Here is a 23,725-nt window from a genome sequence, read left to right on the forward strand (position 1 = left end):
GAATACCTGCTCCTGATGCTTCGCGACCAGCTCACTCGGCCGGGCGATGATCTGGACGGGGTCTGGACGTTGATCCATGCCACCTCACTCCTGAGAACCAAGAGTCGATCTTGTCAGACGCGCCGACCCGCAATACCGGGCGGCCGGTAGTCGAAGGCACCTGTCCAGAACGCATTAGTGCAGGTCAGGAATGGAATTTGGACGCAGAAGTCGAGATAAGCGCCGCGATCGTCGACCGGATCACCTTCGGCGGCAACATCATCGAGACCGGCACCGACTCCTACCGCCTCGCCCAGACACGAGCCCGCGCCGAAGAGGCGACTCGCACGCCATCCTGAATCGGCCAGCTCATGGATCCTGACGATCCCCGCGGTGACCTGCTGCTGCTCCTACGCGGAATCTGCGAAGACTTCTTCGCCAACGCTGGTCCCGCTGTCCACCACGAGGTCGACGACCTGCTGCAAACCAGGAACATCACCGGCGGGCCCGGATGGCTGATCGACATGCTCGCACTCACTCGCCAACGCCTCGAAACCTCGACCGAACCCGGCGGATCACGCCCCGGGGAGGCGGCCGACACGCACAAGGGTGGCGCTCAAACTCACCGACATTGATCAGGCCGGCCAGCTCGAGCTGGCTCCGAAACTCGCTTAAGTGCCTGTCTCGCTACTTCAAGATCGAGTTAGGGTCGGTTCTACGCTCGCGGGATGAGCGGTGCGAAGCGCGGTGCCCGGGGCTGGCTGTCGCTGTCAAGTGTCCAAGATCAAGGGGGAAGGCCCGCCACCTCCAGGAGGGTCTCCAGTCGTCGAAACCGCTATTCGTGCGACCAGCAGCGCCAACCTCGGCCGCAGGTCGCACGCAGACTGTCTCGTATTCGCATCAGATCGAATAAGCGGCGGTTGTAGTTTTCGGCCCGAAACCAACGACAATGCTGGTCAACCGATCGAAAGCGCGAGCGGCCCGACCGCCCGGCGGACATCGGCTCTTGCCAGGCGTTGTCGGTGGTTCTCACTGATTACTGCGGCGAGGCCTACGGACGGAGACAGACAGCCGTCAAACGAACCCTGGCATTTCCGATGGGGCCGCTGCTCTGCACGTCCCACTCGGTGATCCACGTCGATGACGGTTTCCCTTGGCGAGAGCCGACGAGCCTGACTTGATCCGTGTTGTCCGTCCAGATGACGCTGCCGTGGCCGCTGATAGCCGTCCAACCGCTCGGGCAGTCCACGCGTGCCGTCCGGCGGAAGGTGCCACCGCCAATAGCAGAAGTCAGGGCTTTCTCCACCGACACGCTCTTTGTAGACGGCGTCGTAGGCTTTGGCGCCGGGGCCGGTGGAGGGCCAGGGGCCGGTGTGGGGGCAGGGTCAGGGGCAGGGTCAGGGGCCGGTGTGGGGTTCAGCGAGGGCCCGTCACCTGGGTTCAACACCGCCACCGGACGCAGCTGGTCCGTCATGTCGCCGTTGCCGAGCTGACCGGTGTCACCCCTGCCCCAGCAGTAAGTTTTAGTGTCGTTGCCCAGGGCGCACGTGTGAAATTCGCCGGGGATGACCTGGGTGAAGTGCACACCGGCCGGGGCGGCCACCGGCACCGGCGTCAGCTGGTTCGTGGTGTCGCCGGTGCCGAGTTGACCGCGCTCATTCCAGCCCCAGCAGTAGGTTCTGGCGTCGCTGCCCAACCCACACGTGTGATACCTACCGGCGTTGACCTGGGTGAAGTTCACGCCGGCGGGGGCGGCCACCGGCACCGGAATCCACTGGCTCGTGGTCTCGCCGGTGCCGAGTTGACCGCGCTCATTCCAGCCCCAGCAGTAGGTTCTGGCGTCGCTGCCCAACCCACACGTATGGGCGCTGCCAGCGGTGAGCTGGGTGAGGTTCACCCCAGCCGGGGCGGCCACCGGCACCGGAATCGGCTGCTCCGTGGTCGCGTGGTTGCCTAGCTGACCGGAGTAGCCATAGCCCCAGCAGTAGGCTTTGGTGTCGCTGCCCAGTGCGCACATATGGGCGCTGCCAGCGGTGAGCTGGGTGAAGTTCACCCCGTCCGGGGCGGCCACCGGCACCGGAGCCGTCGCACGACTCGTGGTGCCGCCGTTACCCAACGGACCCTCGCCCCAGCAGTAAGCTCTGGCATCGCGACCGAGCCCACACGTGTGGGAGCCCCCGGCGGCCAATCGGGTGAACGTTACCGCGGACGGGGCGGCCACCGGCACCGGAGTCATCGAAACGGTCGTGGTGCGGCCGTTGCCGAGCTCACCGCGCTCACCCCAGCCCCAGCAATAGGCTTTGGTGTCACGATCGAGCCCACACGTGTGGGAGCCGCCGCTGACGAGCTGGGTGAAGCTCACCCCGGCCGGGGCGGCCACCGGCACCGGAGCCGGTTCGTGCATGTTGCCACGGCCGTTACCTAGCACTGCGGCCCAACCCCAGCAGTAGGTCTTGGTGTCGTTGCCCCGCCCGCACGTGTGGAGTTCGCCGACAGTCAGATGCACCATCTGCACCGAAGGGATGACCCTGATCGAACGGGCTGCTGAAACGAGTGCCTTGAGCGAGTTCTGCTTCTTGACGGCCGCCCGGTAGGAGTAGGCGCCCGTGGTGCTGGTCGGCGGCTGGTAGACGGCCGTGCCGGTGGTGGCGTTCGTCTTGATCGTGGCTACAGTCGCCCACACGCCCGAGATGTGCCTCTGGATGTTGACACTCCGGACGGCTTTCGGAGAGACGGTCACGGTCGCCGTAGGTCGACTGTTCACCCTAGCCTGAGGCGCTGACATGGTGAACAACACTGTCTGTGAGACAATAACGATCTTCTTGGCCGGGCTGGTACCGGCTGGGCGGGTGCCGGACTTCGGGGTATACAGGCGGATGGTCTTCGTCCCCGCCGAGCTGGTGAACGTGCTGGCGTACGCGCCGGTCCCTGAGGTCGTCCTCGACTCCCGGGTAACCCACTTGCGGGATGGGGCGATGTACTCCTGGAGGTAGACCCGTCGGCCCGTGCCCGCCGGGCGTACCGTGCCCGTGACCGCCATAGCCACGTCCGCGACGCCCGACGAGGGCGCGGACAGCGTCACCACCGTCCTGGTGCCGGCCTGCACGGGCGGGGCAAAAGCCGCAGTCGCCACCGTGCAGACAGCGGACGCCACCAGAACAGGCATGAACACGGCTGGTCCCTTCAAGAGCACAGGCTGCACAACCCCGCCTTGGACTAATCGTCAGCCCACGCCGTCCATCTGAGCGTTTGGTAGCGAAGCGGGTGCAGGCCGAACGTACGGTACGGCGAGGTGCAGCAGGTGAGCGCCGTCTGGGTCGGCGAGCAGGATGGAGATGAGTACGCCGTGGGGAAGGTTTTCGATGCTGGCCTCGCCGTAGTAATCAGCGGAAAAACAACGACAACGCCTGGTGAGAGCTAATGTCCGCCGGGCGGTCGGGCCGCTTGCGCTTTCACCGGTTGACCAGCGTTACCGCTGTTTCGGGCCGGAAACTACAACCGCCGCTTATTCGATCTGATGCGAATACGAGACAGTCTGCGTGCGACCTGCGGCCGAGGTTGGCGCTGCTGGTCGCACGAATAGCGGTTTCGACGACTGGAGACCCCTCCTGGAGGTGGCTCCCTGCCGCGAGGGTTGCGATCTAACCATCCTGACCTGCATGTTTGACAAGGGGGTCGCATCAGATGCGAAAATATCGCATCTGATGCGAGTGGCGGGAGGTCGCTGTCGGTGGACGTGGAACGGGCCGCGCCGGGCGCGGCGGCCCTGCAACTGACTGACGGTGTCCGGCTGTTGCGACCGGACGAGCAGGTATTCACCGCGATGCTCGACGGTTGGCGCAACCAGCAGCTCGCGCGGAACCTGTCGTTCGGCACCGTGGAGAGCCGACAGCGATCGGTGCGAGCGTTCGCCGAGCACGCGCAGGCACTGCCGTGGCGGTGGACTCCGCAGCTGGTCGACGAGTGGTGCACAGATCTGCGGGCCGTGCGTCGGGTGCGCCGCTCGACGCTGCGCGGCTATCAGGAGGCGGTCCGGCTGTTCTGCGCGTACCTGACCGACCCGTCCTACGGCTGGGTCGGCGAGTGCGAGAAGCGCTTTGGTACGCACCCGGTGCAGGTGGTCCACGAATGGAACGCCGCAGTCCACGTCGCCGCGGCCGAGGGCGACCCGGCCAAGCGCGCGTTCACGCTCGACGAGATGCAGGCCCTGCTGGACTACGCCGACGACCAGGTCACCCGGATCCGGGCGGCCGGGCGCAAGGGCTGGCTGCCGGCGTTCCGCGACGCGACCCTGTTCAAGGTCGCCTACGGGTACGGGCTGCGGCGCAACGAGATCCGGATGCTCGACGTCGCCGACTTCGGCCGCAACCCGCACGCCAGCGAGTTCGGCGAGTACGGCGTGCTCTACGTGCGCTACGGCAAGGCGACGAAGGGCTCGCCGCCGAAACGGCGCAGCGTGCTGACCGTCTGGGCATGGGTGCCGGAAGTCCTCGCCGAGTGGGTCGAGGAGTTCCGGCCGCTGCTGGCTGTCGAGGGCAACCCGGCGCTGTGGCCCTCGGAGCGGGCGCCGCGGGTCGGGCTGGCCCAGCTCAACGCGCGGCTGTCGGCCTATCGTGACGCCCTCGGCCTGGACGCGGGCTGGATTTCCACTCGCGGCGCCGCTCGTATGTCACCCATCTGATCGAGGCCAGCTGGGATCCGTTGTTCGTACAGCAGCAGGTCGGCCACGAACACGCTTCGACCACGGCGATCTACACCTGCGTGTCGTCGGACTTCCGCACCCGCACGCTGCGGCAGGCTCTCGACGCGACCATGGACGCGGCACTACGACCGGCACGGAGGGCGCGATGAGCATGAAACGCCAGGTCAGCTACCGGTGGCGGCTGCGGGAGATGATGGCCGCCCGGGGCGTGTTCACCGCCACCGAACTGGTCCCGCTGCTGCACGAACGGGGTATCGACCTGTCCGCCTCCCAGGTCCACCGCCTGGTTACCGGCACACCCGAGCGGCTGTCGCTGCCCGTCCTCGCGGCACTATGCGACATCCTGGAGGTCACCCCCGCCGACCTGGTCGTCACCACGGCGGCCAACGTCGCGCCGCGCAAGGCCGTCGCCGGCGACGCCCCGGCGCCGGTGGACCTGGCCACGGTTCGACCCAAGCGCGCCCGCGTGCGGCCGGACTGATGGGCCGGACCTACACCGCTGAGCAGTACGAACGCTGGTTCGTCCGCGACTGCGTCCGCTGCAGCCGACGCAGTTCCACCGTTCGGTGGCCTGACGGCCAGGTCTGCCGCACCTGCCAAGACCGGGCGTTCCGCACCCGTGGTCGCTGCCCCGGATGCAGTAACGACCGGCTCCTGGCCGGACGTCGGGCCGAGGACCGGGCTCCGATCTGCACTAGCTGCGCCGGATTCTCCATCTCGTATGCCTGCGTCGAGTGCGGGCAGGAAGGTAAGCTGCACGCCGGTCGCCGGTGCACCCGCTGCACGTTCACCCGACGTGTCGCCGTACTCCTCGACGACGGCACCGGCCGCATCCGCCCTGAACTGGCCTCCCTGGCCGAGCTGCTGATCAGCATGGACAACCCGCTGACGGGCCTGGCCTGGGTCTCCTCCCGGCACGGTCGCCCCGCCCCGGCGGCGGATCTGCTGCGAGGTCTGGGCCGCGGCGACATAGCTGGGTGCACTCGCACTTCCCGCTGCCCGCCGCTGGGCCGAGGCGGCCGACCACCCACTGACATGGACAGGCCTGCGGTTACTGGCCGCCCACGGCGACGCCACCGACATTCCGGCGCTGGTCGCCGGACTGGATTGGCTGGATGCTCGCCCGGACAGTCGGTGCGGTTACGACGAACTGGCCCGCGGCCTGGCCCGCATCGGCGGCCCCCCAGCCGCGACAACGCTGTCCCGCCTGCACCGCCTATGGTTCAGCCCGCACTCCTATGAACGGGCCTCCTATCTACGAGCGCTGGCCACGCTCGACCCAGCCGGCGCACAGCGCAAGATCATCGAGGGACTGTGGGACTGCGAGGCCGACGTCCGACTACTGGCCGTGCAGCGAACGCCGCTGGACAACCGGATCCGCCAACGGCTGCAATACCTACGCGACGACCCCATAGAGACGGTTGAGGTTCGTGCTGCAGCCACGGATCGACTCGTCTGACAGCCGGTCGATCGCACCGTTCCCGACTACACTGCGCAATCGGCTACGTCAAAAATGCCCCAAATAGGCGACAGTTGGATTACAGCACTCTGCCAGTCGGGCGGCCCAACTCCGTAGGCGTCAGCCCAGCGGGAAACCGGCCGTAGACGGCTGCCTGCTCATCAGAAAGAAACTCAACCGGCACAGGCCGCAACGCTACAAGACATCGAACAGGATCGAAGCCGGGATAACAGCCGGTCGAGCCGGACAACCGGCGTACCCCGACCGTGTCCGGTCTCACCGGTTCCAAGATCATCGCTAGCGCCAGTCATCGTTCCGATGCTCCTCAAGGGCCGCCTCACCCGCACCGGCCGACAGGACGGACCTGCCCCGTACCCCCTCAAGAAGACGAAGGCTCCTCCAACATCCGCACGAAAGCAGCCGACACCAACGCCACCGCTCGATCCCCGTCACCAGCCAACCGCTCCAACACCACCCGCGCCCCCGGACCCGGCAACTCCGCCAACGCCTGCGCCAACCGGATCCGCACCGCCGCATCCCCACCCGCCGCCGCCAGAGCAACCTCCAACGCCGCCACGATCCGAGCCGCACACCCCGGATCCGCCGACAAACCACCCAGCACCTCGGCAGCCTCGACATCGTTCACACCGTCGACCACCATCGCCACCAGCACCCCGACCGCGGCCATCGAACCCCGCGCCCCCAACGCCAGCGCCGCCCGCCCCCGCACCGCCACATCCACATCACCCAACGCGTCAGCGAGCGGACCCGTCACCCCCTCACCCGGCATCTCCGCCAACGCCCGCACCGCCCGCAACCGCACCGCGGCATCCTCGGCATACACCCCCGCCGCCACACTCGCCACCGCACCACCACCGGCCCGCGCCAACGCCCACCGCAACGCCCCCGCCACATTCGCATCCGGCTCCGCCAGCACCGCACCCGCCAGAACCTCCACCGGCACCGGCACGTCCTCACCCGGCGCCAGCACCGCCTGCTGCCGCCGCGCCGCATCCGGCGAATCCAGCCCCTGCAACAACTCCACGATCCGCAACACGCCCTGCCACCCCGACGCCCCCGCCGAACCCACCGCCCGCAACCGCTCCAGCAGCTCCCGCTCCCGCTGCAACCGCTCCTCGGTCCGCGCGATCAGATCCGCCACCAACGCCGCCGGAGCAAACCCCGGATCCTCCAGAGCCCGACCGATCTCCCGCAACGACAACCCCAGCGACCGCAGACTCTCCACATGAAAGATCCGCCGAATGTCCTCCGCCGCATACTCCCGGTAGTTCCCCACCGTCCGCCCGGTCGGGCGCACCAAGCCCAGCGAGTCGTAATGCCGCAACATCCGCGCACTCACCCCGGACCGGCGCGCCACCTCACCGATCAGCATCAGAACCCAACGCCACCACCCGAATCGCCTCGTCCACCGCCACCTCGAACCCCGCCTCCGGATCACCCAGCAACCGCTGCGTCGCGGCCGCATGCGCCCGCACCACCGGATCCTCACTCGACAACGCCGCCCGCACCACCGGCTCCACCACCTCCACACCCAACCCGGCCAGCGCCCGGCTCAGACTCAACCGCATCCGCCGGTCACCACGCCCGAACTGCGACCCCAGCACCACCGCGAGCGCCGCCCGCTCCTCCTCGGGAACCAGCGCCACCGCCGTCCGCCACGCCGTCCGTGCCACCTCATCATCACCGTCACGCAATAACACCGGCGTGACAGCCGACCAGGCGCCTCGATCACCGACCTTCGACAGCGTGTGCAACGCCTGCGCCCGCGCCCGGGCCACCTCCGACCGCGTCTCGGCCACCAGCCGTGGCACCGTCACCTCCGCCGGCAACCGGGTCAACGCCCACGTCAACATGTCCCGCACGAAGAAGTCCGGCTCCACCGCGCACCGCGCCACCAGCGCATCCACCAGCGCCGGATCCGCATCCGTGCCGACCGCGAGCACCGTCCGCAACCGCACCGACGCATCCCGCGCACCGAGCGCCTCCACCAACCGCGTGTTGATGACAACCACCTCCGGCACACCAGTAGAGACGTTGTCACCGTGACAAGGTCAAGCCCGCCCGGGAACCTCAAATCAAGATGTGCGTGTCGGCGAAGCCGTCCTCATGGAAGAAGTGCGGCTTGCCGCACGACCTCTAAGCCATCCTAGGATTCTAGGTGACAGCCTTACCGCGCCGCGATCGCCCGCAGCTCGTCCCGGGACTCCTCCCTGCTTGCCGAGGCACCGGTGGGGCAGCGGACGGCGCCGTCGAGGTACGCCATGGCCACGTCCCGAGCCGTCGGCTGCTCGAGCGCCCGCGAGATACGACGCCGGGCCGTCGGTGTGCCACTGCAGCGCCTTGCGGAACCTGCCGAAGGCCCGGTACTGCTCATCGCGCCGTCGAGGCCGGCGCACCGTCCGATGACATTGCCGGGCCGGACGAGACTGATGCCGGCGATGCTGCGTCCGACACCACGATCCCTGGAGCGCATGGTCGCCGAGCTCTGACGCCCTACCCGAGGTCGAGGGCCTGCCACCAGGCCGCGCGGATCCGGTGGGCGCCCCAGGCGTTGGGCTCGACGACGCCACAGAACCACAGGTCACGGCAGGCCGGGCGGGCCTCGGAGCGGGCCGGGTCGCCCACCGTCACCCCGTGCCCGTGGAACGCCGCGTGCACGTCGGCGAGCACCGCGCCGTGCCGGCCGGCAGCGGAGATCAAGACCGAGTTGAGGGTACGGATCCAGTGCGGCCCCTTCTCCCACGGCGCCAGCCCCGACCCCGGCACCACCCCGGTCCCGTCACTCGGGTCGTACACCGTGGTCACCACGATCCGGCAGCCGTCCCCCGCGATCCGGCGCAGCCGAACCAGCACCCCTTCGGCCTGCGCCTCCACCCGGCCGACCGCTGCCGCGGCGGCGCTGTCGTCGCCGTACACCGACAGCAGATCGTTGCCACCCATCGTGACCGTCACCAGATCCAGCGGCCCTCGCAACCGCGGCAGTTGCCGCTCCAGGACGTCACCGGTGACCGCACCGTCCCGGGCGAGCACCTGTACGGCGTACCCCGCAGCAGTCAGGTCCTTGCCCGACCACTCGGGAAAGTCGCCGTCGTGGTTGCGGTGCAGCAGACTCGCCGCGCCCCGGCCCGGACCGCCCGCGTAGTCGTCGATCGACATGGAGTCACCGAGAGCGACGTAATTCGTGAACATGACAGCAGATGGTGGCCGTCATCCCCCTGTCACACCACCGCATTTCCTATCGTGACCCGATGATCACCTGCGTCGTGCACTACACCATCGACCCGGCCCGGATCGCGGCGTTCGAGCGGTTCGCCCGCGAGTGGATGCGCCTGGTCGCCGCACACGGCGGCATCCACCACGGCTACTTCCTGCCCGCCGAGGGCGCCAGCGACAAGGCCGAGGCGCTGTTCAGTTTCGAGAGCCTGGCCGCGTACGAGCGGTACCGGTCCCGGTTCGGCGTCGATCCGGAGTTCATCGCCGCCGACCGGATCCGGGACGAGTCGGGGTGCGTGCTGCGCTACGACCGGACGTTCATGCGGCCGCTACTACCCTGACCGGGTCACCAGCAGCGACCAGCGCTGGCCGTCACCGGGCGTGACATCGATCGTCAAGACCGGGCCGGTGTTCGCCTCCCCCGCGCTGGTCGTCTCGCCGTCACAGGCGGCCCCGAACGTGGCGCCGCCGGTGTCGGCGTCGTAGGCGACCCGCATCTCGCCGCCGCCGACGCAGACCAGCCGGAAGTTCACCGTCCCGCCGCGGCCGGCCTGCGCGCTGCCCCGCCACGGCCCGGTCCGGCTGGTGATCTGGGTGAGGACCTGCTCCCCGGCCGGCACGGACAGTGACGGCGCGCGGCAGGCTTCCCTCCACTCGGCGGCGTCCGGCATGTACCCGAGGTCGGCCGGCCCGACGGCGAGCGTCAACTGCGGGGGTACGGTCCCGTCGCACCGCACCGGGGCGGTGAAGTCGGCGGCCGACCGGCCCGCGATCTCCGGCGTCTCGACCGGGACCGGTACGCCGTCCACCTGCGCCGACCGGACCCGGGCCGGGCCGGAACCGAAGTTCGCCAGCCCCCACCGCAGCACCACCGCCCCGTCGACCGTGGTCACTCTGCCGTAGGTGAGGATCACCTCCCCACCCAGCGGAACATAGAAGCCGATCACCGCCCCGGCCAGAAGCGCGACCGGGACGGCAAGCCATAGCCGGCGAGACCGGGACGGCGGCTGCGGCGCCCGCCCCGCCACGTCCTCGGTGATGTCGATCTCCACGACAGATCATCCAACCAGCCGGGACCCGGTCACTTCAGGGTTATCGTCCTGGTCGGTACGGACCTGCCCCGGAACGTCGCCCTCGTGCCGTCCAGGGTGATCGGGCCGACCGGCACGAACCGGACGCTGACCTTCTGCACCCCGGTCTTCGGGACCTGCGCCTTGACGTACAGATCGTTCTGGTAAAGGTTGGGGATCCCGCTGGTCAGCAGCGTGAAGTCGGTCGATGCGGCGGTCACCGGGACGGTCCGCCCACCGACCTTGACCTGGACCGACTTCGCCGCGTTCAGGCTCCCGCCGAGGGTGCGCCAGCTGTAGTGCGTCAGCTCCAGCCCGATGCTGAGCCACAACGTGCCGGGCGCGGCCCAGGTGTCGTCGAAGGAGTCCAGGGTCGCCGTCGCCTTCACGTTGACCTGGCTGCCGATCCTGTCGCCGGGGTACTGGCCGTAGACGTCCCACTCCGCCTCGCCCCTCTTCCGGACGGCGCCGGCTGCGGTACTCGCGGCGTCCGTCTTGCCGGTGCGCAGGTCCATGCTCGCCGACCGGCCCGCCTCGGTGACCTGCAGCTGGACCGGGGCGCCGGTCGGCACGACCATCAGCAGCAGCGCGTCCGAGCCGATGATCCGCGGCATGTCCCGGGTCTGGTCCCCGACCTTGATCCGCACCTGCTTGTTCTCGATCAGCGGCGACGGGAACATCACATAGTGGGTCTTCCCCTCCACCCCGCTGAGCCGTACGAACAGGAACTCGTTGCCGGGAAAGGTGGTGGCCGGCGCGACCGGCTCCGGGTTGGCATCGGTCTTGAACCAGGGCAGGAAGTCCTCGCCGAGCACCATGGCCGTGGCCGTCTCCACGAGGTGAACCCGGTGGCTGGGCCCGTCCAGACCGGTCGTGAACTGCGCCGGTCTCGGGTTGGGGATGTCCAGGTACGACTGCAGATCCTTGATCATCTGCGGATCGGCGACGGTGGCGGGCGGCGCGCTGGACGGTGTGACAGCCGGCGCGTCGTCGTCACATCCGGCGACCACCGTCAACAGCAGTGCCGCCAGCCATACCCGTACGCGCATCGGTCTCCCCGTCCGCCGAGAACCCGGCGATCCTACGGCCCGGCCACGATCGAGGGGAAAAGCGTTGCCGGCCGATCCAGCCACGTCGACGCCACGCGGGCCTGCCCGGGATCGCGCTGGATTCCACTGTTCCCGACCGCCGGCGGTGTCCACGACGGCCCCGCGCCGCGACCGGTTCACCGGCATCGACACGTTCCCGTGAGTCTTCTTCTGGGGCGCTGAACGCCGAGCAGTCAAGCCCCTGTCCGGGAAATGCCGTCACGACTACGGCCCGGCTCCCCGGGCCATTTCCCGATCTTGTGGACCCGACGCCGGAGCCGGGTGCACAAGATCGGTTTCCTGCTCCTTCTTGTGCGCTGAGCTGCGGGAATCCGATGCCGCCTGCCCAAGATCGCGAGCCTCAACGATCTTGGGCAGGCGGTGCCGGACCGCATCGCCCAAGATCGCAAGCCTCACCGATCTTGGGCGGAAATCGCCGGGCCGAATCGCACAAGGTCGGCGAACCGACAGTCGACCTCGATGTCCCACTGAACAAGATCTCCGACCGCTGCGGACATGAGCGCCCACCAAGCGTCTCGACCTCGCCCGACGATGATTCCGTCCGGACGGCGGTGGATCTTGTGCGGCTGGTTCTCATGGCTGTCTCGACGAGCGGGAGACAGCCATGAGAACCAGCCGAGGTTTGCCGGCTGGCCGTGGGTGCTGTCTCCACCGCCCTGAGGCGACACTCCCGACCAGCCGGATGGTCGGCCCCCGCCACTCGCCGAGGAGGACACGCTGGTGATCCCGGTGATCGCCGAGCACGACGGCACCGCCGCACGGAACGGGTGGCGCAGTGTGGCCGGGTCAGGTGGGGGCGGGGTGGCGCCAGAAGACGGTGGGCAGGGCTGCCACCTCGGCCGCCGACTGTTCCAGGTTGGACGCGATCGGGAGCAGGGCGACGGCGGCCGGATCGCCGGCGTCGGCCATGGCGCGCATGACGCTCGCCTGCCGGGTGGCCCGCTGCACGATCACCGTGCCGAAGGCGTGCCGGTCGCCGTCGTAGCCGTACGCGTCGAGCAGCAGATGCAACCGCCGCGACCGGTCCTCCGGACGGCGGAAGCCGAGGGCGGCGGCCGCGCCCGGCGTATACAGCGGCACCCACGACAGCACCGCGAACGCCAGGTCGAACTCCCGCGACGACGGCCCCGCGGTGTCCCAGTCGAAGAATCCGGCCAGCCGGTCACCGTCGAGCACCGCGTTGTACGGCGCCGCGTCCTGATGCCCGACGATCATCCCGGGACCCATCCGCGCCCCGGCGAACCACCGTTCTTCCGCTGGCGGCCGGAACCCCTCGGTCACGTCGTGCAGCCGCCGCAGCCACTGCCCCACCTGCACCAGCATCCGATCCGTGAACGCCCATGCGGGCCACGGAACCCGGCCACCGATCACCTCGCCGGGCAGATGACTCAGCATCTCCCGGCCCTGCTCGTCGAACCCGAGCGCTCGCGGCGCGCCGGCGAACCCGGCCGCTTCCAGATGCCGCAGCAGTGCGTGCACGGTGGCCGTCCACGGTGACGCCGGCTTGTGGACGACGTCGCCGACCCGTACCGCGCCCGTGGTGTTCCCTCCGGGCAGCACTTCTTCACTCACCGTTACTTCCTAGCGGACGGCACGTGACGGCGACACCGAATTTCGGCCGTGTACGGTGAACCGCATACCGATCCCCTCCGCCTGGACGTGCTTCTGGACGGCAGAACCGCTGTGGGTCTCGGCCGTTGGCCCTACCGGGTGATCGACCGCTCCGTGGAACAGCGCATCGAAGGGCACGCGCTGCTGGTCGAGGTGCGCGGCTGGTTCCATCGCTCGTTCGAGTGCCGCACCCCGCCGGGCGTCCTCCCGATCACCGACGCGTCGGCCCTGCCACCACCGGTCCCGGAGGCGTCCGGGCCGGCCGGGCTGTGGTGGTACGACGCCGGCGTGGCCGTCCAGGCCACCCTGCGGGCCTGGCCTCCGGACCGCGACCACTGGACCCCGCGCTACTTCACCCGCACCCCGTTCCCCGCCGCCGGCACGAGACCGAACGGGACATCGCCGCCGGCGGGAAGGCTGTGGACGTTCACATCGTCTCCCTGAGCCGGCCGGACAGATCAGACACGGCCCACCAGGACACGGCACCGGCGGCGAGCGCTGCGGTGAAGGTCAGCGGCAGGATGCGCCAGGCGGGCCACCAGCGGTGGCGGACGGTCAGGGCGGTCAGCACGAGAAGCGGCAGGACGACGCCGAAGATCTCGGCCGGCATCTGCCACGCGCGGATCGTCACCAGGCGGTGAACGGCCTCCGAGGCGAGCAACCCGCAGGTCACGGCGGCCGCGGTGGCGGCCGGGCGCAGGCGGGCGGTACACACGGTGTGCCCGAGCAGGCCGAGCACCGGCCCGGCGGTCACGGAGACGGCCAGCCAGCCGGCGGTCATGAACGCGACGTCGAGCAGACCGGACAGATCGGCGGAGCTGCCGTCCTCCAGCGTTCCCCCGGACCAGCGGCGGCTGACCAGGACGATCAGCAGGTAGTACCCGGCGGTGGCGGACACCAGCAGAACCGTCGCGGCGACCGCGGCACGCCGCCGGTCCGGAACGGCATACCCGGCGAGGAAGGCGGCCAGGCCCCAGACGAGCACGCTGCCGGTGGCGGCCACCAGCAGCTGTTCCTGATGGAAGCCGAGATGGTCACCGAGCCCGGCGTCGTCGCCGACATAGGCGAGGAGTCCGAGCAGGACCCCGGCCGGCACCATGCGGATGGCAGTGATCATGGCGCGCATTCTGCCGGGCCGCGGGCGTGCGGCGCCGCCCTAATCTGAGGCGATGACCGACGTGAACGCGGAACGGATCCGGCAGGACGTCGCGCGGGCGGTGGTCCCGCTCCTCGGCGAGTACGAGTCGCTGACCATGCCCCGCATCGCCGAAGCAGCGGGTGTCAGTGAAGCCGAGCTGCTCACGGTCTTCCCGGACATGGAGGCGGTGGTACGGGACAGCATGACCGCCTTGACCGACGTGGTGGCCGCGACACTGGACCCGGCCGAGGCGCTCCGGGACATCGCCGCGATCGATGCCGGCCGGCCGCTCGCCGCCCGCCTGGCCGCGGTGGTCGAGGTCATCGACGCCTACCACCGCCGGGCCCGTGTCGATTTCAACGACCTCTTGTCCAGGATGGGCAACACACCGGCCCGCCGGGAGGAGTTCGCCGGGCTCGGTCGCACCGAGGAGTTCCGGCAGGCCGTCGCCATCGTGCTGCGGCCCGACGCGCACGACCTGCGTCTCCCCGCCGACCTGCTCGCGGCGGCGTTCCTCGGCATGGTCGACGGGCTCCGGCCGGCGCAGACGATCTCTGCCGCGCAGATCGCCGACCTCTTCCTGGCCGGCGCCAGGCGCGACGATAAAGAGGCGAAGTAGTCTCGGGTGACAGTGCCGGCGAGCTGTTCACACCGTCATGGCCGTTCGCAGAGGAACACCCGCTCCCGCGCGGGCCGGTCGGGGGCCTGCCGCACGTCGGCGATCTGGAATCCGGCGGCCGTCAGGCCCGCGTCGAGCTCGTTGCGGTCGCGGAAGCGCAGCGTGGTGTCGGAGGTGAGGACCTCCCCGTCGGGGAACGTGTAGGTGTAGCGGAACGACACCAGCGGCAGGTGCACGTCGGTGAGCTGGAACCGCTGTTCGACCGGGCCGACGCCGGGCACGTCCCGGGTCTGCGCGACCGGGCTGGTCCACTCGTCCCAGATCCGGTACTCGGGGCGGCGGGTCTCGAAGACCAGGACGCCGCCGGGCCGGATCGCGGCGTGCAGGTCGGCGAGCACGGACGCCCATTCGTCGTCGGTGGTGAAGACGTCGGCGACGTTGCCGGTCATCACCGCCACGTCGAACTGTGCCCGGGGCATCGCGGGCAGCCAGGTGACCAGGTGCGCGCCGGGTTTGGCGCGGGCCACGTCGAGGGAGGCGGCGGCCGGTTCCACGCCGGTGACGGACAGGCCGGCGGCGGCCAGGCGGATGGCGAGGCTGCCGGTGCCGCAGCCGAGGTCGAGGATTCTGCGGGCGCCGAGCTCGGCGATGATCTCCTGGTACGCGTCCAGGTCGTCACGGTCGCCGTCGAAGAGGTCGTAGACGGCGGCCAGCCGCGGGTGGGCGAAGATCGGATCGGGCACACGCTGACCTTAGCGCCGGCCGGCACGTATTCACGTTTGCCGTTACCCTCGCCCGGGTGACCCGTTTTCTGCTGGTGCCCGGCCGCGGGGTGCCCTTCGGAGAACCACTGGTCGCGGCAGTGGGCCCGCGCCCACCGCGACTGGGTGTGGGCGCCGGAGCCGCCCGGCCCGCCCTATGTGGCCGGGGACCGGGTGGCGGCGCTGCACGCGGCGATCACCGCGTCGGAGGAGCCGGCCGTGCTGATCGCGCACAGCGCGGGCTGCCTGACCGTGGCGTTCTGGGCGGACGAGCACACCGGGCCGGTGGCCGCGGCGCTGCTGGTGACGCCACCGGCGCCGGAGGGGATCCCGCGGCGCCGGCTGCCGTTCCGGTCGATCGCGGTGGTCAGCCGCGACGATCCGCACTGCTCGTTCGCCGACGGTACGCGGCTGGCGGCCGACTGAGGCGCCGAGTTGTTCGACGCGGGCCCCGTCGGCCATCTGGACAGCAAGTCCGGGTTCGGGCCGTGGCCCGACGGGGAGAAGCTGCTACTTCGCCTCGATGGTGCCGGTGGCGAGCAGCACCAGCAGCAGTGAGCCGAGTGCCAGCCGGTAGAAGATGAAGACGCTGTAGGAGTGCTTGGCCACGAACTTGAGCAGCCAGGTCACCGACGCGTACGCGACCAGGAAGCTGACCACCGTCGCGACGATCGTGTTGGTCCAGCCGACCCCGGAGGCGATCCGGTCGGCCTCGCTGACGCCCTGCAGGATCGACGCGCCGGTCAGCGCCGGGATCGACAGGAAGAACGACAGTTTCGTCACGGTGACCCGGTCGATGTCGCGCAGCAGGCCGGCCGACATGGTGGCGCCGGACCGGGAGATGCCGGGGATCAGCGCCATGCACTGCACGGTGCCGATGATCAGCGTGTCCTTCCAGGTGACGTCCTCCTGGTGGCGGACCTGGGTGGCGGCGTGGTCGGCGAACGCCATCACACCGCTCCACACGATCAGCGCGCCGGCGACGAACCAGAGGCTGCGCAGCGTCGTCTCGATCTGGTCCTTGAACAGCAGCGCCGCGATGACGATCGGGATCGAGCCGAGCAGCACCGCCCAGCCGAACCGGAAGTCCGGGTGGTCCCGCTTGGCCTTGTCGAACAGGCCGGCGAAGAACGCGGGCACGACGCGGGCGATGTCGTGGCGCAGGAACAGGATGGTCGCCAGCACCGCACCCGACTGGATGATCACGGTGAAGGCGGTGATGTCCGGGTCGTCGATCGTGTGCCCGAACAGTTTCTCCAGGATCGTCAGGTGACCGGTGCTCGACACCGGCAGGAACTCGGTGACGCCCTCGACCGCGCCGAGGATCACCGCCTCGACGATGCTCATTTCTGTAGCCAAAATTTCCCGCCCGCTTGGTCCGTAGCCGGGTTCAGAGCATAGGCAACCTGTTCACGCGCTGTTGCGGCGGGCACGGGCTGCGGCGATCGTGTACGCGGGGTCACGGTCCAGGTTGAACCGGTCACGGTCGTAGCGGCGGGTGGTCCGCGGGTCGGCGTGCCCCATCGCGTCCTGCACGTCTTCCAGGGGCACGCCCTCGGCGCGGGCGGTGGTGGCGAACGCGTGCCGCAGCGAGTGCGGCGACAGCCGGGCGGCCTCGGCGATCCCGGCCTCCGCGGCCAGCCGCCGGATCAGGCGGAAGATGGCGTGCCGGTCGACACGGCCGCCGGTGGCGGTGACGAACAGCGGGCCGGGCCGGGTGCCCCGGTCGCGCAGGTAGTCGTCGAGGGCTTCGGCGGCGCCGGGCGTGAGGGCCCGGCGGCGGATCTTGCCGCCTTTGGCGGTGAACCGGACGGTACGGTGCCCGCGCTCCTGCCCCACGTCGATCAGGTCCAGGTTGACCAGCTCACTGACGCGCAGCCCCAGGTCGGCCAGGAGGGTCAGCATCGCCCGGTGCCGGCTGCCGGCCGCCGCGGCCACCCGCAGCAGGTCGTCGACCTCGGCCGGGGTCAGCCCGAACGTGCTCGAGTGGTCCCGGTCCACGTGCGGCCGGTCCGCGCCGCCGACCGGGTTGGTGGCGACGGCCTGCAGTTTGACCAGGAAGTCGTACCAGCTGGAGATCCCGGACAGTTTCCGTGCCACCGAGGCCGGCGCGAGCGGCCGGGCCTCCAGAGCCCGGGCGTACGCGTTGACGTCCAGGAACGTGGCCCGCAACGGCTCCAGGCCCCGCTCGGCGCACCAGGCGAGCCAGGACGCGACGTCGCGCCGGTACGCCGCCCGGGTGTGCTCCGACAGCCGCCGGTTGGCCAGCCACGCCTCGGTGAACTCCTCCGCCGACCCGGCTCCGGCGGGGAGGAAGCTGCGGTGGGGCTGCAGTGACATGCCCCCCATCGTGTCAGCTCTCGATCACCTGTCCATCGGCGACATGCCAGTGCCGGGTGTGACCGATCGCATCGGCGAAGTACCGGTCGTGGCTGACGATCAGCAGCGTCCCCTTGTACCGCCGCAGCGCCTCCTCGATCACGTCCAGGGCGGCGAAGTCGAGGAAGTTCGTCGGCTCGTCCAGCAGCAGGATCCGCGACGGGCTGTTCACCAGCACCGCGAGGAGCAGCCGCCGCAGCTCGCCCGCCGACAGGTCCCGCACCGGAGCCGTCCACTGGTCGGCGTCGAACTGGTGGCCCGTCAGCAGGGTCTCGGCGTCGTCGATGTAGACCGGCACCCGCGACCGGAAGAAGTCGATCACCGGGGTGCCGTCGCGCAGGCCGTCGTCGGTCTGCGGCAGCACCGCCACGTCCGGGTGCCGCTCGGCGATCGCCCGCAGCAGGGTCGTCTTGCCAGACCCGTTACGGCCGGTGATGAGCACCCGGTCGCCGCGGGTGACGTCGAGGTCGATGTCGCGCAGCAGGTCCCGTACCGTCAGATCGCGGATCTTCAGCACCGTCTCGCCGGTGTCGCCGTCGTCACCCGGGAACGCGAGCGTCAGCGGCGGCCGGGTCCGCGGCCGGGCGATCCACTTCACCGACGCCATCTGCCGGCGCAGCCGCCGTTCGCGCACCTTGGCCTTACGGGCGACCAGCCGGGCGACCCGGCGGATGTGCGGGGCGGCGGCGCTGGCCGGGGTGGTCAGCTCGACACCCCGGGCGTACCCCTTGGTCTTCTCGATGTCGGCTTCCCACCGGATCCGGTCCTTCTCCTGCGCCTCGAAGTCCAGCAGCAGCTTCTCCCAGCGTCGCTGCTTCTCCGCCCGGTACGCGGTGTACCCGCCGCCCGGATAGTCCTGCGGCTGCTCGTCGATGCCGTCCAGTTCGATGATCCGGGTGACGACCTCGTCGAGGAACGCCCGGTCGTGACTGACGGAGAGGACGCCGCCGTCGAAGTCGCGCAGCCACTGCCGCAGCCAGGCCGCGCCCTCGGCGTCGAGATGGTTGGTGGGCTCGTCGAGCAGCAGCAGGTCCGGGTCGTCGAGCAGCGCCCGGGCCAGCATCAGCCGGGCCTGCTCACCGCCGCTGACCTGCCGCAACGCGAGATCGTCGGGGAGGTGGGCGATATCCAGGCGCTGCCGGATCTCGGTGATCCGGGCTTCCGCCTTCCACCCTTCCAGGGCGGTCCAGCGTTCCTGGACCTCGGCGTACTCGTCGAGCACGTCGTCGCCGTCCCCGAGCCGTTTCTCCAGGTCACGCATGGTCGTGGTGACTGCCGCGAGGTCGCCGAGGCCGCCGGTGAGATAGGCGCCGACGGCGCCGTCCGGGTCCGGCATGCGCTGAGGAACATACGCGACCCGCGTCCCCGGCGCCACCGTCACACTGCCGTCGGTGGGTTTCAGTTCGCCGGCGAGCACCCGCAGCAGGGTGGTCTTGCCGGCGCCGTTCGGCCCGACGACACCGATCCGGTCGCCGGCGCGAAGCACCAGGTCGAGACCGGAGAACAGCAGGTCGCCGTCGTGGGCGCGGGCGAGATGGGCGGCTTTGAGATGAGCGTGCACGATCGACTCCAGGTGAGGTGACTCCGACGGTTGCGCTGGGCCGGGTCTCTCACAGCACTGGCGTCTCTCCCCACCTCGGCAACAGATCCACCCGCCACCCTGCCCCTCTCCGGACCAACCCCGCAACCCTTTTCCGGTACGGGCCACCCACGGTCCCGTGACCCCCGGCAACTGCGGCAGGCGGCCCGTCCGGACCGTCCCCGGCTCACTGTCATGCATGCCCCTTCCGGCCACCCCTCGGGTTCGGCCTCAGGTGCGAGCCGTCGCCCATGCTCCTTGCGGGGACCGTTCGGCCGGCGTGGGCGACGGCTGACGATCCGCTGCCGGCCTGGCACGGTGGCCGGGACCTCTCGGCATAGCTCGGTTGACGATATATAGCGGCGGTCGTACGCTACCGGCATGTCTCTGGAGAGCTCCTACCGGCGGCTGCTGCACGCCTATCCCGGGTCCTACCGGCGCCGGCACGGCACCGAGATCGTGACGACGCTGCTGGAGATGGCCGAGGCCGGGCAACGACGACCCCGGTTCGGCGAGGCCGTCGATCTGATCGGCGCGGGGCTGCGGCAGCGGTTCCGGGTGCCGCAGCGTCCCCTGGCGTGGGTGGCCGCCGTGCTGGCGCTGCTGGCCGGTGCGGCGTTCGGCACGGCCGCCGGATCGTGGACGGCCGAGCGGGCCTTCACCGCTCTCCCGTCGGCCGAGCAGGGCCGTGCACTGCAACGACAGGCCGCCGGAACGGCTGGCGACCCCTCCGTCGACGCGGTGTCCGGTGCGCCGATCGACTTTCCCCGCTTGTTCGGCCACAGCCGGATCGACGGCACCGTGTGGGACGGGGAGCAGGCCCGCGCCCGGCTCGCCGCCGACGGCTGGCAGACCGGTCCGCTGGGCGACGTCGATGCCGGCGGTTCCGAGCCGGCACGCGGATTCACCGCCGTTCGCGACGGCCTGGAGCTGACCGTCGACGCCCAGGGCAGCGCCGTCTTCACCCAGGTCGCGCAGATCGACAACGGCTGGCTGTGGCCGCTGATCGCCACCGGCGCCGTCCTCGGGGCCCTGGCCGGCTGGCTGATCGCCGCGTCGGTGGCCCGGCGCCGGTCCCGGCCGGCCACGGTCGCCGGCGCCCTGGCTCTGGCGGCCCTGTTCCCACCGGTGTGGGCGCTGATCGACAACACCGTGTGGGCCGTGCAGGTCGCTTCCCGGCCCGGCAACGACATCTCCGCCGTCCACACCATGCTGGAGCCGTCGCCGTACTGGGCGACCGGCCCCGACTGGCTGTCCTCGACGTGGTCAGCCGGTCCGTGGATCAACCCGGCAGCGGCGGTCGCCGGGCTGACCCTGACAGCGGCCGCTGTGGCACTGGCGCTGCTGCGGCCGGGTCGGGCGCCGGTCGCGCGAGAGGTGGCGCACTGATGCAGGAGCCGACGTTCCTGATCCTGACGGCGCTGGCCACCCGGCCTCTGCACGGCTACGGGATCATCCAGTCCGTCACCGCCCTGTCCGACGGCGACGTCACGCTGCGGCCCGGGACCCTCTACGGCGCACTCGACCGGCTCGCCGAGCAGTCCCTGATCGAGGTGGAACGGGAGGAGGCCGTCGACGGCCGGCTGCGCCGCTACTACCGCCTCACCGATTCCGGCGCCCGCGTCCTCGCCACCGAGGCGGAACGCCTGCGCCGCCGGGCGGCCGCCGCCGAGTCCCAGTTGCGCACCCGCGGCGGCATCGTCCCCGGCACGGCGTGACCCTGTCGGCGCTACCCCGGCCGTCTCTCTGCCGGTCCAGCTCCGCCACGTCACGACCGAACGTTCTCCCTGCCGGCCCAGCACCGCCACGCCACGCCACGCCACGCCACGACCGAACGTTCTCCCTGCCGGCCCAGCGCCACCACCTCGCGACCGAACGTTCTCCCTGCCCCGGGCTCGAACGCCATCGCGCCCGTCACGATCACCCGGCCCGCTCCAGAACCCGCCGCCTTCGTGCCGCCGGGGGCACGTCACCCGTACCCCGCAAAGCCGTGGATCTTGTGTGGCTGGTTGTCACGGCTGTCTCCGGACGAAGGAGACAGCCGTGACGACCAGCCGGACTGCACCGTCACGGCTGGAGGATGCGGGTGAGGTGGTAGTCGAGGACGCGGCGCACGTCCGCCCGGGTGCGGCGGCGGTGCAGCAGGTCGAGACCGAGGCCGGTGACGCCGCTGACCAGCAGGTCCGCCTCGCGCGCCGGGTCGATGCCGGGCCGGGGCCGCGCGGCGGTGATCAGGGCGGCGACCAGTTCCTCCAGAGGTCTCCCGTCGTGCAGGAAGACCTCGGCCATCGCCGGGTCGGTGAGACTCCACGTGTAGTAGGCGGTCAGCACCCGCAGACTGCTGCGACGCTGCTCGTCGAGGGGCAGGAACTCCTCCAGGGTGGCGCGCAGCAGCACCCGCGGGTCGGCGGCGTCCGGGAGCCTGCCGATCCGTTCCCGGCCGCGCTGCTCGTTGTCGCGGTTCAGCATCCGCAGCGCGGTGACGAGCAGGTGGTGCTTGCCGGTGAAGTGGTACTGCACGACCCGCGGGGACACCCCGGCCTCGGCGGCGATCTCGCGGATGCTGGCCTGCTGCAGGCCGCGTCCGGCGGCGATCCGCCAGACCGCCTCGGCGATCTGGCGGCGCCGGCCGGGCGGTTCCGGTCCGGGTTCGGCGGGGAGCGGCGGATGCTTGCGAGCACGGTACGCCCGGGCCTGGCAGGCCCGTGAACAGTAGACCGGGCGGCGGCCACGGCCGGTCTCCCGCACCGGCCCACGGCACACCGGGCAACCCGTTTCGTCACGAGCATTCTCGGTCATGCCACCCCATCCGTGTGACGATATGCCTTGCTAGCTCTTATTCTAGATGTTCTCGTTGATACGAACGTATCCACGAGGGGAGCCGATGTGCGCGAGTCCCGGTACCGCGTCGCGATGATCGTCACGCTGGCCGTCGGCGTTTGGGAGGGCCCGCTGGCGATCATCTTCCGGCTTTTCACCGACAAGGGGCCGAGCGTGCTGACCGCCGCCAACTACCTGCCCACCCCGTGGTGCTATCTCGCCGCGATCGCGGCCACCGCCGCCGCCCTCGGGCTGCTCGCTTTCCTCAGCGAACGGCACAAGGCGCTGCCGGCCGCTCAGTGATCAGCACGGGCGGCGATGACATCCTCGTCGAACGGGTCGTCGTCCTCGAACGCGTCGAGCAGTCCCGCGAAGTCGGCCACCACCGCCTCGGCCAGGCCGGCGGCCGCGTCCGGGTCGCCGTTGCGGTGGGCGCACCGGGCCGCGTCGTGCATCGCCCGGCCCACGAAGGCGTGGCTTCGATGGACGAATCGCTGACGGAGCTGGCAGCGCTCCTGCGGGAACGTGACGGGATCGAGAAGAGGATCGCCGGCCTGACCGGACGGCCCGCCCGGCAGGGTGACGTCGGTGAGTTCATCGCTGCCCGGATCTTCGACATCGAGCTTGCAACGAACGCGGTTCACGCCGGTCATGACGGCTGGTTCCGCTCTGGTCCGCTGCGTGATCGTTCCGTCAACGTGAAGGCCTACTCGAGCCTCGCCGACGGCATCGACATCAGCCCGCATCCCTGCGACTACTACCTGGTCCTCGATGCCGGGCGAAAGACCGGGAGTGCCGTACGGCATCACCGCTGGCGTATCGCGGAAGTGTTCCTTTTCGACGCGCGGCATCTGCTTGCGGAGTTCGCCGCCCGCGGCGTGAAGGTCGGCTACGCCACCAGCCTGCGGGTGGCGGATCGCGCCGCCGCCCGGCTGTACCCCGCCAGCGGCCCGGATGCTCTGCTGGACCTCACGGTGGAACAGCGGGCCGCGCTGGATCTCTTCGCCTGATCAGCCGCGGCCTGTCAGAAGGCGCGAGCGGCCAGCCAGGCGGCGACCGCGGCCAGGAGCAGCAGGACGATGTTGAGGCCGAGCACCGGGAACTCGCGGCGGGACACGTGCACCACGATGCCGCCGACCTGGATCAGGACGAGGCCGATCGCCGCCGCGACGGCGAGGGACGGGGCGATGCCGGTCAGCGGGGGCAGGATCAGGCCGAGAGCGCCGAGAATCTCCAGTACGCCGATCGCCCGGACCAGCGGCATC

At 70.2% G+C, this 23,725-nt stretch carries 25 protein-coding genes and 2 pseudogenes; 12 read left to right on the forward strand and 15 right to left on the reverse strand.

Features of this window, described 5'->3' with window-relative positions; all coding sequences use genetic code 11:
- Window positions 1–197 precede the first annotated feature (197 nt).
- Entirely contained in the window at window positions 198–338 is a 141-nt protein-coding gene (locus ACZ3II_RS42865; protein WP_465526540.1) for a hypothetical protein, read from the forward strand.
- A 12-nt stretch (window positions 339–350) separates the two neighbouring features.
- The gene (locus ACZ3II_RS42870; RefSeq protein ID WP_465526542.1) at window positions 351–614 is read left to right on the forward strand and encodes a hypothetical protein; all 264 of its coding nucleotides are present in this window, start codon (window positions 351–353) and stop codon (window positions 612–614) included.
- 416 nt (window positions 615–1,030) lie between these two features.
- Here the strand turns inward: ACZ3II_RS42870 and ACZ3II_RS42875 are convergent, their stop codons facing one another.
- Entirely contained in the window at window positions 1,031–3,145 is a 2,115-nt protein-coding gene (locus ACZ3II_RS42875; RefSeq protein ID WP_465526618.1) for an RCC1 domain-containing protein, read from the reverse strand.
- Between the two features lie 657 nt (window positions 3,146–3,802).
- On the opposite strand from ACZ3II_RS42875, the pseudogene ACZ3II_RS42880 reads away from it, so the two are divergent.
- Window positions 3,803–4,830: pseudogene (locus ACZ3II_RS42880) on the forward strand (tyrosine-type recombinase/integrase).
- Window positions 4,827–5,162: a helix-turn-helix domain-containing protein gene (locus ACZ3II_RS42885; protein WP_130511759.1), complete on the forward strand. Its 336-nt coding sequence runs from the start codon at window positions 4,827–4,829 to the stop codon at window positions 5,160–5,162. The pseudogene ACZ3II_RS42880 and the gene ACZ3II_RS42885 overlap by 4 nt, the downstream one beginning before the upstream one ends.
- Window positions 5,163–6,519: 1,357 nt before the next feature.
- Here the strand turns inward: ACZ3II_RS42885 and ACZ3II_RS42890 are convergent.
- From ACZ3II_RS42890 to ACZ3II_RS42900, 3 genes are all read right to left on the reverse strand, one after another.
- Window positions 6,520–7,533 carry a MerR family transcriptional regulator gene (locus tag ACZ3II_RS42890; protein ID WP_465526544.1) on the reverse strand — a complete coding sequence of 338 codons (1,014 nt, stop codon included), beginning with the start codon at window positions 7,531–7,533 and terminating at the stop codon, window positions 6,520–6,522.
- Window positions 7,520–8,173 (reverse strand): HEAT repeat domain-containing protein, encoded by a 654-nt coding sequence (locus tag ACZ3II_RS42895; protein ID WP_465526620.1) that lies wholly within the window; start codon window positions 8,171–8,173, stop codon window positions 7,520–7,522. The genes ACZ3II_RS42890 and ACZ3II_RS42895 overlap by 14 nt, the downstream gene beginning before the upstream one ends.
- Before the next feature lie 481 nt (window positions 8,174–8,654).
- Complete coding sequence (locus tag ACZ3II_RS42900; protein WP_465526546.1) at window positions 8,655–9,350, reverse strand: SGNH/GDSL hydrolase family protein; 696 nt, start codon at window positions 9,348–9,350, stop codon at window positions 8,655–8,657.
- A gap of 59 nt (window positions 9,351–9,409) precedes the next feature.
- Between ACZ3II_RS42900 and ACZ3II_RS42905 the strand changes: the two genes are divergently transcribed.
- Window positions 9,410–9,715, forward strand: a complete 306-nt coding sequence (locus tag ACZ3II_RS42905) for an NIPSNAP family protein (RefSeq protein WP_465526548.1) — start codon at window positions 9,410–9,412, stop codon at window positions 9,713–9,715.
- Here the strand turns inward: ACZ3II_RS42905 and ACZ3II_RS42910 are convergent.
- The 3 genes from ACZ3II_RS42910 to ACZ3II_RS42920 form a co-directional block, all read right to left on the reverse strand.
- Window positions 9,707–10,426 (reverse strand): hypothetical protein, encoded by a 720-nt coding sequence (locus ACZ3II_RS42910; protein WP_465526550.1) that lies wholly within the window; start codon window positions 10,424–10,426, stop codon window positions 9,707–9,709. The two genes, ACZ3II_RS42905 and ACZ3II_RS42910, sit on opposite strands and share 9 nt — an antisense overlap.
- 29 nt (window positions 10,427–10,455) lie before the next feature.
- Window positions 10,456–11,493 carry a hypothetical protein gene (locus tag ACZ3II_RS42915; protein ID WP_465526552.1) on the reverse strand — a complete coding sequence of 346 codons (1,038 nt, stop codon included), beginning with the start codon at window positions 11,491–11,493 and terminating at the stop codon, window positions 10,456–10,458.
- 846 nt (window positions 11,494–12,339) lie between these two features.
- Window positions 12,340–13,125, reverse strand: a complete 786-nt coding sequence (locus tag ACZ3II_RS42920; RefSeq protein ID WP_465526554.1) for a phosphotransferase — start codon at window positions 13,123–13,125, stop codon at window positions 12,340–12,342.
- Window positions 13,126–13,278: 153 nt separating this feature from the next.
- Between ACZ3II_RS42920 and ACZ3II_RS42925 the strand changes: the two genes are divergently transcribed.
- A complete protein-coding gene (locus ACZ3II_RS42925) occupies window positions 13,279–13,608 on the forward strand; it encodes a hypothetical protein (RefSeq protein WP_465526556.1) in 330 nt (109 codons plus the stop codon).
- On the opposite strand, the gene ACZ3II_RS42930 is transcribed toward ACZ3II_RS42925, so the two are convergent.
- The gene (locus ACZ3II_RS42930; protein ID WP_465526558.1) at window positions 13,592–14,281 is read right to left on the reverse strand and encodes a DUF6518 family protein; all 690 of its coding nucleotides are present in this window, start codon (window positions 14,279–14,281) and stop codon (window positions 13,592–13,594) included. The genes ACZ3II_RS42925 and ACZ3II_RS42930 overlap by 17 nt on opposite strands.
- A gap of 52 nt (window positions 14,282–14,333) precedes the next feature.
- On the opposite strand from ACZ3II_RS42930, the gene ACZ3II_RS42935 reads away from it, so the two are divergent.
- Complete coding sequence (locus tag ACZ3II_RS42935) at window positions 14,334–14,921, forward strand: TetR/AcrR family transcriptional regulator (RefSeq protein ID WP_465526560.1); 588 nt, start codon at window positions 14,334–14,336, stop codon at window positions 14,919–14,921.
- 35 nt (window positions 14,922–14,956) lie between these two features.
- Here ACZ3II_RS42935 and ACZ3II_RS42940 read toward each other — a convergent pair whose 3' ends face one another.
- The gene (locus ACZ3II_RS42940) at window positions 14,957–15,664 is read right to left on the reverse strand and encodes a class I SAM-dependent DNA methyltransferase (protein WP_465526562.1); all 708 of its coding nucleotides are present in this window, start codon (window positions 15,662–15,664) and stop codon (window positions 14,957–14,959) included.
- Window positions 15,665–15,772: 108 nt separating this feature from the next.
- On the opposite strand from ACZ3II_RS42940, the pseudogene ACZ3II_RS42945 reads away from it, so the two are divergent.
- Window positions 15,773–16,240, forward strand: a pseudogene (locus tag ACZ3II_RS42945) (RBBP9/YdeN family alpha/beta hydrolase); the annotation flags it as partial.
- Here the strand turns inward: ACZ3II_RS42945 and ACZ3II_RS42950 are convergent.
- From ACZ3II_RS42950 to ACZ3II_RS42960, 3 genes are all read right to left on the reverse strand, one after another.
- Window positions 16,193–17,029 carry an undecaprenyl-diphosphate phosphatase gene (locus ACZ3II_RS42950; protein ID WP_465526564.1) on the reverse strand — a complete coding sequence of 279 codons (837 nt, stop codon included), beginning with the start codon at window positions 17,027–17,029 and terminating at the stop codon, window positions 16,193–16,195. The pseudogene ACZ3II_RS42945 and the gene ACZ3II_RS42950 sit on opposite strands and share 48 nt — an antisense overlap.
- Before the next feature lie 63 nt (window positions 17,030–17,092).
- On the reverse strand, window positions 17,093–18,031 hold the full coding sequence (locus tag ACZ3II_RS42955; RefSeq protein WP_465526566.1) for a tyrosine-type recombinase/integrase: 939 nt from the start codon (window positions 18,029–18,031) through the stop codon (window positions 17,093–17,095).
- Between the two features lie 4 nt (window positions 18,032–18,035).
- Window positions 18,036–19,622 carry an ABC-F family ATP-binding cassette domain-containing protein gene (locus ACZ3II_RS42960; RefSeq protein WP_465526568.1) on the reverse strand — a complete coding sequence of 529 codons (1,587 nt, stop codon included), beginning with the start codon at window positions 19,620–19,622 and terminating at the stop codon, window positions 18,036–18,038.
- A gap of 399 nt (window positions 19,623–20,021) precedes the next feature.
- Here ACZ3II_RS42960 and ACZ3II_RS42965 point away from each other — a divergent pair, with 399 nt between their 5' ends.
- Both ACZ3II_RS42965 and ACZ3II_RS42970 read left to right on the forward strand, forming a co-directional pair.
- Window positions 20,022–21,029: a hypothetical protein gene (locus ACZ3II_RS42965; protein WP_465526570.1), complete on the forward strand. Its 1,008-nt coding sequence runs from the start codon at window positions 20,022–20,024 to the stop codon at window positions 21,027–21,029.
- Complete coding sequence (locus ACZ3II_RS42970) at window positions 21,029–21,358, forward strand: PadR family transcriptional regulator (RefSeq protein WP_465526572.1); 330 nt, start codon at window positions 21,029–21,031, stop codon at window positions 21,356–21,358. The genes ACZ3II_RS42965 and ACZ3II_RS42970 overlap by 1 nt, the downstream gene beginning before the upstream one ends.
- 349 nt (window positions 21,359–21,707) lie before the next feature.
- Here the strand turns inward: ACZ3II_RS42970 and ACZ3II_RS42975 are convergent, their stop codons facing one another.
- On the reverse strand, window positions 21,708–22,439 hold the full coding sequence (locus ACZ3II_RS42975; protein WP_465526574.1) for a TetR/AcrR family transcriptional regulator: 732 nt from the start codon (window positions 22,437–22,439) through the stop codon (window positions 21,708–21,710).
- 87 nt (window positions 22,440–22,526) lie between these two features.
- Here ACZ3II_RS42975 and ACZ3II_RS42980 point away from each other — a divergent pair, with 87 nt between their 5' ends.
- Window positions 22,527–22,763, forward strand: a complete 237-nt coding sequence (locus tag ACZ3II_RS42980; protein ID WP_465526576.1) for a hypothetical protein — start codon at window positions 22,527–22,529, stop codon at window positions 22,761–22,763.
- Here the strand turns inward: ACZ3II_RS42980 and ACZ3II_RS42985 are convergent.
- Window positions 22,757–22,915 carry a hypothetical protein gene (locus ACZ3II_RS42985; RefSeq protein WP_465526578.1) on the reverse strand — a complete coding sequence of 53 codons (159 nt, stop codon included), beginning with the start codon at window positions 22,913–22,915 and terminating at the stop codon, window positions 22,757–22,759. The genes ACZ3II_RS42980 and ACZ3II_RS42985 overlap by 7 nt on opposite strands.
- On the opposite strand from ACZ3II_RS42985, the gene ACZ3II_RS42990 reads away from it, so the two are divergent.
- Window positions 22,910–23,470 carry a hypothetical protein gene (locus ACZ3II_RS42990; RefSeq protein ID WP_465526580.1) on the forward strand — a complete coding sequence of 187 codons (561 nt, stop codon included), beginning with the start codon at window positions 22,910–22,912 and terminating at the stop codon, window positions 23,468–23,470. The genes ACZ3II_RS42985 and ACZ3II_RS42990 overlap by 6 nt on opposite strands.
- Before the next feature lie 14 nt (window positions 23,471–23,484).
- Here the strand turns inward: ACZ3II_RS42990 and ACZ3II_RS42995 are convergent, their stop codons facing one another.
- Complete coding sequence (locus tag ACZ3II_RS42995; RefSeq protein WP_465526582.1) at window positions 23,485–23,724, reverse strand: DoxX family protein; 240 nt, start codon at window positions 23,722–23,724, stop codon at window positions 23,485–23,487.
- Between the last annotated feature and the right edge of the window lies 1 nt (window position 23,725).

Source organism: Actinoplanes sp. NPDC019969, assembly GCF_055562375.1.

What these genes read in the sequence shown, in the direction of transcription:
- ACZ3II_RS42870 (WP_465526542.1), top strand. Translation starts at nt 351, where the DNA reads ATGGATCCTGACGATCCCCGCGGTGACCTGCTGCTGCTCCTACGCGGA.
- ACZ3II_RS42875 (WP_465526618.1), bottom strand. Translation starts at nt 3,145, where the DNA reads ATGCCTGTTCTGGTGGCGTCCGCTGTCTGCACGGTGGCGACTGCGGCT.
- ACZ3II_RS42885 (WP_130511759.1), top strand. Translation starts at nt 4,827, where the DNA reads ATGAGCATGAAACGCCAGGTCAGCTACCGGTGGCGGCTGCGGGAGATG.
- ACZ3II_RS42890 (WP_465526544.1), bottom strand. Translation starts at nt 7,533, where the DNA reads ATGCTGATCGGTGAGGTGGCGCGCCGGTCCGGGGTGAGTGCGCGGATG.
- ACZ3II_RS42900 (WP_465526546.1), bottom strand. Translation starts at nt 9,350, where the DNA reads ATGTTCACGAATTACGTCGCTCTCGGTGACTCCATGTCGATCGACGAC.
- ACZ3II_RS42905 (WP_465526548.1), top strand. Translation starts at nt 9,410, where the DNA reads ATGATCACCTGCGTCGTGCACTACACCATCGACCCGGCCCGGATCGCG.
- ACZ3II_RS42915 (WP_465526552.1), bottom strand. Translation starts at nt 11,493, where the DNA reads ATGCGCGTACGGGTATGGCTGGCGGCACTGCTGTTGACGGTGGTCGCC.
- ACZ3II_RS42930 (WP_465526558.1), bottom strand. Translation starts at nt 14,281, where the DNA reads ATGATCACTGCCATCCGCATGGTGCCGGCCGGGGTCCTGCTCGGACTC.
- ACZ3II_RS42935 (WP_465526560.1), top strand. Translation starts at nt 14,334, where the DNA reads ATGACCGACGTGAACGCGGAACGGATCCGGCAGGACGTCGCGCGGGCG.
- ACZ3II_RS42950 (WP_465526564.1), bottom strand. Translation starts at nt 17,029, where the DNA reads ATGAGCATCGTCGAGGCGGTGATCCTCGGCGCGGTCGAGGGCGTCACC.
- ACZ3II_RS42955 (WP_465526566.1), bottom strand. Translation starts at nt 18,031, where the DNA reads ATGGGGGGCATGTCACTGCAGCCCCACCGCAGCTTCCTCCCCGCCGGA.
- ACZ3II_RS42965 (WP_465526570.1), top strand. Translation starts at nt 20,022, where the DNA reads ATGTCTCTGGAGAGCTCCTACCGGCGGCTGCTGCACGCCTATCCCGGG.
- ACZ3II_RS42970 (WP_465526572.1), top strand. Translation starts at nt 21,029, where the DNA reads ATGCAGGAGCCGACGTTCCTGATCCTGACGGCGCTGGCCACCCGGCCT.
- ACZ3II_RS42975 (WP_465526574.1), bottom strand. Translation starts at nt 22,439, where the DNA reads ATGACCGAGAATGCTCGTGACGAAACGGGTTGCCCGGTGTGCCGTGGG.
- ACZ3II_RS42985 (WP_465526578.1), bottom strand. Translation starts at nt 22,915, where the DNA reads ATGCACGACGCGGCCCGGTGCGCCCACCGCAACGGCGACCCGGACGCG.
- ACZ3II_RS42995 (WP_465526582.1), bottom strand. Translation starts at nt 23,724, where the DNA reads ATGCCGCTGGTCCGGGCGATCGGCGTACTGGAGATTCTCGGCGCTCTC.